Annotated in this window: 2 protein-coding genes; both read right to left on the bottom strand. The window is 32.6% G+C overall.

All coding sequences use genetic code 11. The features are described 5' to 3' along the window. On the bottom strand, positions 1 to 915 hold a 915-nt coding region (locus AFK68_RS01640; RefSeq protein ID WP_210407171.1), incomplete at its 3' end, for a hypothetical protein. Positions 916 to 1,792: 877 nt separating this feature from the next. Beyond that, entirely contained in the window at positions 1,793 to 2,353 is a 561-nt protein-coding gene (locus AFK68_RS01635; RefSeq protein ID WP_210407170.1) for a helix-turn-helix domain-containing protein, read from the bottom strand. Positions 2,354 to 2,421: the final 68 nt, after the last annotated feature.

The raw sequence follows: 2,421 nt of genomic DNA, 5'->3' as shown, positions 1-2,421 counted from the left end.
AATTTTAATTATTAAATAAGTACCGATGATTGTAGTTAAGACCATGGCATAAGAAACTAAAAAAATCTGTAGCCAACGACTATAAGGAAAATTTCCTAAAATCCAGCCAATACCACAGAGCCATAAAATTATGTGAGTTACTTGCAATAAACTTCTGAAAAAAGAATTTTTATTTTGCTGTTGTTCCCAGATTAACTGTTGTTTTTGTCCGATGGTTAATTCTGGTTTTAGTGTGCTTAATTGTTGCTGATTTCTCAACTCATCTATTTGTGGATAAGACAATTTTAAACCTTCTATAAGTTTTTGAAGTTTTTGATATTTCTTTAAGTAGTATTTTTGCAAAATTGATATGAGAAAGCTCAAAAATATCAAAGCTAATATTATCCCTGTAGAAATTAAAATTTGTCTGAATAAATAATCTGGTTGTCGCTCTCTCTGTGCCCTGATTAAAGCATCTCTCATAAAACCAATAATCTGATTAGCTAAATCTTCTCTAGATATGCCATGAATCTGAGCATCTAAATCTGTAATAGCAATCAATTCCTGATTTTTCAGTTCTTCTGCATCGGAAGCAAATATTAGAGTCTGGTTTTCCCGGACTTCAAGAGTTAATTTTAAAGTATCAGCATCAAAGCAATTTTTAATCGTTTGTCTGAGATTATTTTCATACAGTCTAACTCGAATATTCAGGGGAGATGTATTACTGTTTCCTTGAATTTGTTGCCCTGCTATTGCGGCAACTTTAAAGATTTCTCTACCATCTATTTTGATGGGTTTATAAACTATATTGTTTAGAGATGTTAATGAGTTAACTTGAGTGATATTTTCAATATTATTGTTTTGTAATGTTTCTGAAGTCTGACTTAATGCTAAGTCAGCTTTGTTAATGATTATAATTAAGGTTAAGAGACTCAAGAATATTAAAGTTATAATTTTTGATATTTTATCAGAATTGTAGAAGGATTTTTTCGTGATGAATAGGAGCTTGAATGAAAGAAATTTAAAAATTTGCATAAGCCATTACATNTGATAATTTCAATATTATTGTTATGTAATGTTTCTGAAGTCTGACTTAATGCTAAGTCAGCTTTGTTAATGATTATAATTAAGGTTAAGAGACTCAAGAATATTAAAGTTATAATTTTTGATATTTTATCAGAATTGTAGAAGGATTTTTTCGTGATGAATAGGAGCTTGAATGAAAGAAATTTAAAAATTTGCATAAGCCATTACATATACAATTAGTCTACTGATTGCTTTCTATCCGGAAGCAGAAGTATCCGGACAGAAACCTTAGTATTTGAGTAATATAATGTTCTCTGGTTGAATAGTTTAATTAAACTTCGTAGTAGGGCTTTAGCTCTATTTCATTAATTGATAATGGATAATGAATAATGGATAATTACCTCTGGTTAAAACGATCAGATTGAAGATAAGGAAATATCCTAGTGCCGCTACGCGGAAGTCAAAATTAAAAATTAAAAAGTATTGATTGGTAAGGCTTTGAGAATTTTGTAACTGGTTAGTTCTTTCTGCCATTCTCCACTAGCACTTTTTTCTCTTGAAATAGAAGGCAATAAAGCCAAATTGATTAATTATCAATTGTAAATGAGTTATTCCAGAAATTTATACTAAGTTTGCTTTGCCAAAAATTGTGTTTGCAGAGTATGACCTAGGACAAGAACTGTTGCGTCAGCAGTATCCTATAGAGCCTAAATAGGTTCTATAGACAGCAAAAATTAAGCAGAACCCAGGCACTGCTTGTGGAATTCTCCTTTCCTTTCCCAAATATTTAATTACTTCTGTTTTTTCCTTTCTGTTTCGCTTTTCTCTTCTGACTTTTTGACTTCTTAGCTTTTGCACGCTGCTGAACTACTTCTGGTGGCGGACCATAATCTCCATCACTAAAGTACACTCGCTCTACCCTCTTTTCTGGCTCTACTTCAATCCACAGCCTGGCACCTCCAGCTTGACTTGTATTTGGTTCATGGGGTTGATAAACTATTTGGCAAGGACCATGAATTTTCAGAGAGTGGCAATAATCTTTTTTATCTCCCACTTTCACAGCTACTGCTGGATAAGAAGTTCCATAGTCTCTGTTATAGTCTATAGTTTTTCTGAGAACATGAACGATAGTCTTGGCTTTACGTTCAAATTTATTCCAAGTGCCTTGAGGACCACGACGACCTGGTGTAATTTGTGGCATTCCCCGACGGTTGAGAGGAATTCTCCAAAATCTCCCGACTTTTTTGGCATCAATAACACGACCAGTATTCAGTAGAAGTCGCAATCTACCTGTAGAAATATTTAGCAGAAAAGCTGCTTGTGTAGTACTAACATATGAAACAGTCATAACTATAACGTTATAGTTTTGAATACTATATTATAACTATACTATAAGTTTTCCCTAAAGTCTATAAT

Source organism: Hydrocoleum sp. CS-953, assembly GCF_002260545.1.
GTDB lineage: Bacteria > Cyanobacteriota > Cyanobacteriia > Cyanobacteriales > Microcoleaceae > Trichodesmium.
This window is presented reverse-complemented; position numbering and strand designations above follow the sequence as displayed.

Coding starts and splice junctions, on each gene's coding strand:
- AFK68_RS01635 (WP_210407170.1), bottom strand. CDS start 2,353: ATGACTGTTTCATATGTTAGTACTACACAAGCAGCTTTTCTGCTAAAT.